7 protein-coding genes and 1 pseudogene are annotated in these 6,498 nt (G+C 73.3%); 2 read left to right on the top strand and 6 right to left on the bottom strand.

Annotated elements, in window-relative coordinates:
- The 3 genes from deoC to MFF30_RS06350 all read right to left on the bottom strand — a co-directional run.
- On the bottom strand, positions 1-783 hold a 783-nt coding region (gene deoC / locus MFF30_RS06340), incomplete at its 3' end, for a deoxyribose-phosphate aldolase (protein ID WP_238277939.1).
- A gap of 78 nt (positions 784-861) precedes the next feature.
- A complete protein-coding gene (locus MFF30_RS06345; protein ID WP_238277928.1) occupies positions 862-1,731 on the bottom strand; it encodes a purine-nucleoside phosphorylase in 870 nt (289 codons plus the stop codon).
- A complete protein-coding gene (locus MFF30_RS06350) occupies positions 1,724-2,134 on the bottom strand; it encodes a cytidine deaminase (protein WP_238277930.1) in 411 nt (136 codons plus the stop codon). The genes MFF30_RS06345 and MFF30_RS06350 overlap by 8 nt, the downstream gene beginning before the upstream one ends.
- Before the next feature lie 195 nt (positions 2,135-2,329).
- On the opposite strand from MFF30_RS06350, the gene MFF30_RS06355 reads away from it, so the two are divergent.
- Positions 2,330-2,551 (top strand): DUF2093 domain-containing protein, encoded by a 222-nt coding sequence (locus MFF30_RS06355; protein WP_238277932.1) that lies wholly within the window; start codon positions 2,330-2,332, stop codon positions 2,549-2,551.
- Between the two features lie 13 nt (positions 2,552-2,564).
- On the opposite strand, the gene lpxK is transcribed toward MFF30_RS06355, so the two are convergent.
- The 3 genes from lpxK to MFF30_RS06370 are packed head-to-tail and all read right to left on the bottom strand — an operon-like array spanning position 2,565 to position 5,627.
- On the bottom strand, positions 2,565-3,545 hold the full coding sequence (lpxK, locus tag MFF30_RS06360; protein ID WP_238277934.1) for a tetraacyldisaccharide 4'-kinase: 981 nt from the start codon (positions 3,543-3,545) through the stop codon (positions 2,565-2,567).
- A gap of 10 nt (positions 3,546-3,555) precedes the next feature.
- A complete protein-coding gene (locus tag MFF30_RS06365) occupies positions 3,556-4,863 on the bottom strand; it encodes a 3-deoxy-D-manno-octulosonic acid transferase (protein WP_238277935.1) in 1,308 nt (435 codons plus the stop codon).
- 5 nt (positions 4,864-4,868) lie between these two features.
- Positions 4,869-5,627, bottom strand: a complete 759-nt coding sequence (locus MFF30_RS06370; protein ID WP_238277937.1) for a lysophospholipid acyltransferase family protein — start codon at positions 5,625-5,627, stop codon at positions 4,869-4,871.
- A gap of 344 nt (positions 5,628-5,971) precedes the next feature.
- Between MFF30_RS06370 and MFF30_RS06375 the strand changes: the two are divergent.
- Positions 5,972-6,448 (top strand): annotated as a pseudogene (locus MFF30_RS06375) (VIT1/CCC1 transporter family protein); the annotation flags it as partial.
- Between the last annotated feature and the right edge of the window lie 50 nt (positions 6,449-6,498).

Here is a 6,498-nt window from a genome sequence, read left to right on the forward strand (position 1 = left end):
CCTCGGGCCGGCGGTCGTCTCCGAGGCGGAGGCTGCCACCAGGGCGGCGTGCAGGCTGCTCGCCCCGAGGCGGAACGTGCGGGGCGAGACCCAGTCCGGCCCCATGATACGGTCGGCGAGGTCGAGGTAGCGGGCCGCATCCGCCACATCGCGCAGGCCGCCCGAGACCTTGAGGCCCACGCTGTGCCCGGCCGCGTGGTCACGGATGGCGAGCAGCATCGCCTCGGCCGCCTCCGGCGTCGCCGAGACCGGGCTCTTGCCGGTGGAGGTTTTGATGAAGTCCGCCCCCGCCTCGATGGCGAGACGGCTCGCGCCGGTGATCGCGTCCGGACTCGCGAGAGTTCCGGTCTCCAGGATCACCTTGAGGAGGCGCTCCCCGTCGCAGGCCTCCCGCACCGCCGTCACCATCGCGCGCGCCGTGGCGATATCGCCCGCCAGGAACGCCCGGTAGGGCAGCACGAGGTCGATCTCGTGGGCGCCGTCCGCGATCGCCTCCGTCGTGTCCTCCACCGCCCGCTCGATGTCCGTGCCCCCGTCGGGGAAATTGATCACCGTGGCGATCCGCACGGGCGTACCCGCGAGGAGGCGCGCCGAGCGGCCGACATAGCGCGGCCAGACGCAGACCGCCGCCACGGCGCTGGCGCGGGCCGCGCGGCAGAGCGCGTCGATGGCGGCCTCGGAGCAGGCCTCGCCGAGATCGGTGAGGTCGAGGAGGAGCAGGGCGCGCCGGGCGATCGCGGCATCCGGGCCGGAGCCGTGCGGGGTCCCGTCGGGCAGGGTCATGTCGTCGGTCTTCATGTGGTGGGCGTCCCCGTCATCGAATTCCTGGACTCAGGATCTCTGGGTTCGGGATTTTTGGGCTCAGCGCGCGGGCAGGCGGGCGACGAAGGCGGTCACGAGGCGGGCGAGGTCGTCGCCCGCGCGGGCGGCCGCGGCCTTCGTCTCCGCGTGATGGGGATCGCCGTCGCCGATGCCGGCCCCGAAATTGGTCACCACCGAGAGGGCCGCGACCCGCAGGCCGTAGAAGCGGGCCAGGATCACCTCCGGCACCGTCGACATGCCGACGAGGTCGGCCCCGAGGCGCCCGGCCATGCGGACCTCGGCGGGCGTCTCGAAGCTCGGGCCGGAGAACCAGGCATAGACGCCCGCGTGAAGCGGGATGCCCGCCTCGGCTGCGGCGGCGGCCAGATGCGCCCGCAGGGCGGGGTCGTAAGCCCCGACCATCGGCACGAAGCGGGCGTCGCTGGCCTCGCCGACGAGGGGGTTGAGGCCTGAGAGGTTGATGTGGTCGCTCAAAACCACGAGGCTGCCCGGCCCGGCGGCCGGCATCAGCGAGCCGGAAGCGTTGGTGAGGAGCAAAGCCTCCGCCCCGAGGGCGCGCACGACGCCGACGGGCAGGCGCATCGCGGCGGCGTCGCCGGTCTCGTAGGCATGGGCCCGGCCTTCGAGAACCAGGACGCGCCGCCCGGCGAGCAGTCCCGCATGCAGGGCGCCGCCATGGCCGCTGACGCTGGGACGCGGAAATCCGGGGATCTCCGCGTAGGATACCGAGACCGCCTCCGCGAGCCCGTGCGCGAGCCCGCCCAGACCGGTGCCGGTGACGACCGCGCAGGCGAAGGGGCCGCCGAGGCCCCGCGCCCGCAGGAGCCCGGCCGCGGCCTCGACGGCGGGCTCGGGTGCACGTGAGCCCGAAGAGGACAGATCGGGCTCGGGCGAATCCGGTTCAGACATGACGGCCGAGGTTCTCCGGACCGAAGGATTCCGGCAGCAGGGTCGCGAGGGTGAAGGCGGCACGCACACCCGCGCCGTCGGCGACGTGGATGATGACGTCGGGCCCGGCGAATTCGCGGATGCGCTGGCGGCACGCGCCGCAGGGCGTCACCAGCCCGGGACCCGGACCGAGCACCAGCATCTCGGCGATCCCCCGCCCGCCCGCCGCCGCCATGGCGGCGATGGCACCGGCCTCGGCGCAGGTTCCGACCGGATAGGCCGCGTTCTCGACGTTGCAGCCGGCATGAACCGCGCCGTCCGCGTCGCGCAGGGCCGCCCCCACCGGGAAGCCCGAATAAGGCGCGTAGGCCCGAGCCTGCGCGGCAAGCGCGGCCTCGAACAGCAGAGCGAGTTCCGGGCTCATGCTGACCGGGTCATGCGGATCAGGGTCGTTTGGATCAAGGTCATGCGGAGTATCGGCGCAGCGGCATCCCGCAGCTTAAGGCACCAAGCGCCGGACCTGTCGAGGGTGTTGCGCGAAGGTCTCGCGCGCGCTGATCGACAGCGGGCGGTGGCACTCCTATGAGGGGAGGGGACCGAGCGGGAGGCGACGGGAATCATGTTGGGACGATTCGAGCGGGGAGCCTCCGGCGAGGCGGTGGTCGAGTACGGTGACGGCACCATGCGGGTGGTCAAGCCCGGCAGCTTCGTGCGCTGCGCGGTGACGGGCGAGCCGATCGCCCTCGACGCCCTGCGCTACTGGAGCGCTGCGCGGCAGGAGGCCTATGTCAGCCCCGAGGCGGTGATGAAGCGCCTTGCCGAGTTCGGTCGCCCGGCCTGAGGCCGCAAATGGCCTAGCCGAAGCGTCCCAGGACCGCGCCGAGCTGCGCGCGGAGGGCGGCCGGATCGGCGAAGTCCAGGCGCACGGGCAGCACCGCTACGCGCGCCGCGAAGGGGCGGGCGAGGCGGACATGGTCCTTGGCCGTGGTGACGAGATCGGCCCCCAGGCTCCGCGCCTCGGCGGCGAGCCGGTCGGTGTCGCGGATCGTGTAGGGGTGGTGATCCGGGAAGGCGCGGGTGGCGACGATCTCGGCCCCGGCCTCGCGCAGGCTGGCGAAGAATTTTTCCGGGCGGCCGATGCCCGCGAAGGCCAGGACGCGCCGCTGGCTAAAATCGCCACCGGGCACGAGACGCGCGCGGTGGACGGGCAGGCCCCGCGCCCGGGCCGCCTCCGCGACGGGCTCGGCCTTCGGCCCGTCGCCGACGAGCACGAGACCGTGGACGTGGCGCCATTGGCGGGCGAGCGGCGCCCGCAAGGGGCCCGCGGGGAAGGTCCGCCCGTTGCCGATCCCGGCGCCGGCATCCAGCACCGCGAAGGCGAGGTCCTTGGCGAGGCTCGGGTTCTGCAGGCCGTCATCCATCACCACGATGTCGGCGCCGCGCTCCGCGCAGAGCCGGGCCCCGGCTGGACGGTCCCGGGACAGGACGGTCGGGCCGGCCCGGGCCAGGAGCAGCGCCTCGTCGCCGGTCTCGTCCGCGCCGTGCCGCTCCGGATCGACCGAAACGGGGCCGGACAGGCGACCGCCATAGCCGCGGGTTAGGAAGGCAGGGCGCGCGCCGAGTTCCCGCAGCAGGGCCGCGAGGGCGATGGCGGTCGGGGTCTTTCCGGCGCCGCCGAGGGTGAAGTTCCCCACGCAGAGGACGGGGCAGGGGCCCCGGGCACCGGCCCGGTCCATGCGCGCGGCGGTGTGGCGCCCGTAGAGAGCGCCGAGGGGCCCGAGGAGGCGCGCGGCGGGATGACCGGACGGCCCGTCCCAAAAGATGGGCGCGCGCATCAGGGCCGCCTCACGAGGCCGCCATCGCCCGGAGATTCATCTGCGCGATGAAAGGATCGAGCACCGTGAAGGTGCGGGCGACCGCGCCCTCCAGGGGACGGAGGGCGGCCGCGCCCGCCCGGTTCATCGCCTCGATGCGGGGGCGATCCCCCAGCAGGTCGTTCAGGGTCGCGGCGAGGTCGTCGGCATCGGCGACCGAGAGGGCACCGCCGGCTGCGTCGAGGGCACGGTAGACCTGGGTGAAGTTATGGATATGCGGTCCATGCAGCACCGCCGCGCGCAGGCGGGTCGGCTCGATCGGGTTCTGGCCGCCATGGGGCACCAGGGAGCCCCCGAGATAGACGATGCGGCCGAGCCGGTAGAACAGGCCGAGTTCGCCCAGGGTGTCGGCGACGTAGACATCGACGCCGCCATGGGGCCGCCCGCCTTGCGAACGCCGGGCGGTCGCGAGCCCCTCGCGCGCGGCGCAGGCCGCGACATCGCCGCCACGATGGGGGTGGCGCGGGACCACGATGGTGAGCAGGCGCGGCCAGCGCGCCCGCAGGGTGGCGTGGGCGCGGGCGGCCATGGCGTCCTCGCCCGGATGGGTGCTCGCCGCCACCCAGACGGGGCGGTCGCCGATGAGGTCGCGTAGGTGGGCCAATTGCTGGCCGTCCGCCGGGGGCACCTCGGAATCGTATTTCAGGTTGCCGGCGATGCTGACGCGCGGTGCTCCGAGGCGCCGGAAGCGGTCGGCATCGTCGTCGGTCTGGGCAAGGCAGATCGTGATGCGCGCCAGCAGCGCCTCGGCGGTGCGGGGCGCGCGTGCCCAGCCCCGGGCCGAGCGCTCGGACATCCGCGCATTGACGACGAGAAGGGGGATGCCGCGCGCGTGCAGCGAGACCACGGTGTTGGGCCAGATCTCGGATTCGGCCACCAGGGCGAGGTCCGGGCGCCAGTGGTCGAGGAAGCGCCCGATCCAGCGAGGCGCGTCGAGGGGTACGTACTGGTGCACGGCCCCGGCCGGAAGGCGCCGGCCGATCAGCTCCGCGGCGCTGCGCGTGCCCGTGGTGACCAGGACCGAGAAACCCCGCGCGATCATGCCGTCCACGAGGCCGACAAGGGAGAGCGCCTCGCCGACGCTGGCCCCGTGCATCCAGACGAGGCGCCCGAGGGGACGGGCTCGGCCGGGCAGGCCGCGGCGCTCGGCGAGGCGGCCCGGATCCTCCTTGCCCCGCCGCGAGCGCCAGGCGAGCAGGCCGGCCAGCGCCGGCTCGCCGAGATAGAGCCCGTAGCGATACGTCCTCAGGATCGTGGTGAGCGGCGGGGCCTTGCGCATGGTCTTCACGCCGGGCTGCCCACGCGGTCGGGGCCGGGGACCGGGCCGGGACTCCCGACGCGGTCGGGACGGCCGACCAAGGTGTAGGCGCGGTCGTGGACCCGGTTCATCTCGGCCTCGAGTTGTTGGCGCAGGGCCTCGAAGGCCTCGGGCGTGACGTCGCGAGGCACGCGGACCGGCGTTCCGAACACCATCGCGCCCCGGCCGAAGGGCAGGCCGAGGCAGGCCCGATCCCAGGAGTTGAAGCGCCAGTGCCGGCTCGTCACCACGGCGACCGGAACGATGGGCCGGCCTGAGAAGCGCGCAAGGGTGAGGATGCCAGCATCCGCCCGGCGCGAGATCTTCGGTACGTCCGCGCTGAAGGCCACGGTCTCGCCGTCCTTGAGCGCGCGCAGCATGGCGCGCAAGCCCTCGGCCCCGCCCTTGGCCCGCGCGTCCCGGACCACGCGTCCGCGCGCCCCCGAGGCCCGGATCACGCGCACGCCCATGCGGGTCAGCGCGATGGTGTTTACGTTGCCGTCGGCGGAGCGAGAGATGATCGTGGCGATCCGGTCGTGCGGCCGCTTCATGAATGAGATCATCGTGTGCTGGCCGTGCCACATGCCGGCGATGAACGGGCTGAGGCCGTCGAGCCAGGGATCGGGGTCGGCCGGCTCCACCGTGAAGCGGTTCGTCCGGCGCACGAGACGCAAGTAGCCGCCGGCCAGGATGCCGAGGGCCTGCTGGACCGCGGCTGAGCGGCCGATCCGTTTGATGAGGCTCATGCCATCGCTTTCGCGTCGCGGCCCCCCGTGGGTGCCGGCCCCGTCGCGGCCGGACTCCGGCGATGGCCGCGGGGCCTTCTGGCGCCCGGCCCCACGCGGGCCGCCGCCGATTTCGGTCCGGCGCTGTCTAGCTCCGATCCGGGACCCGGCGCAACGCCGCCTAACGCTCGGCACGGACACGCAGGCCTCGATGTCGCGATAGGCCCCTTGTTTGGAGCAATTCTAGACTGTAGATTGGAATAAATCCAAAGTGAGCACCCACGATGATCGGACATCCCGCCCACGCTTCCGCTGGCTCCCCGGATCTCCCGGGTCCATCGCTCCATCCCGACGCGGAGGCGCAGCGCGCCTTCGTGCTGCGCTACGTCCAACCGGGCCTCGCCGGGCTGATCGATGGCTCGGTCTCGACGCTGGCACCGATCTTCGCGGCCGCCTTCGCCACCCACAGCAACGGCGCGACCTTCCTGGTCGGCCTGGCGGCATCGATCGGCGCGGGCATCAGCATGGGCTTTACCGAGGCCCTGTCCGACGATGGGGCGATCACGGGCCGGGGCACACCGTGGATGCGCGGCCTCGTCTGCGGCACCATGACCACGCTTGGCGGCCTGGGGCACACGCTGCCCTACGCGATCCCCGATCACTGGCCGAACGCCTTCTGGCTCGCGACGGCGCTCGCCATCCTGGTGGTGGCGCTGGAACTCCTCGCGATCTCGGCGATCCGGACCCGCTACATGGCGACACCGTTCTGGCGCGCGACCCTGCAGGTGGTGCTCGGCGGCGCCCTCGTACTGGTGACCGGCATCGTCATCGGAAGCGCGTGAGGACCGGGCCGGCGGGTTGACCCCCGGGCCCGGAAGGGGCGATGGCGGGC

It is taken from the genome of Methylobacterium goesingense, from assembly GCF_022179225.1.
Taxonomy (GTDB): domain Bacteria; phylum Pseudomonadota; class Alphaproteobacteria; order Rhizobiales; family Beijerinckiaceae; genus Methylobacterium; species Methylobacterium goesingense.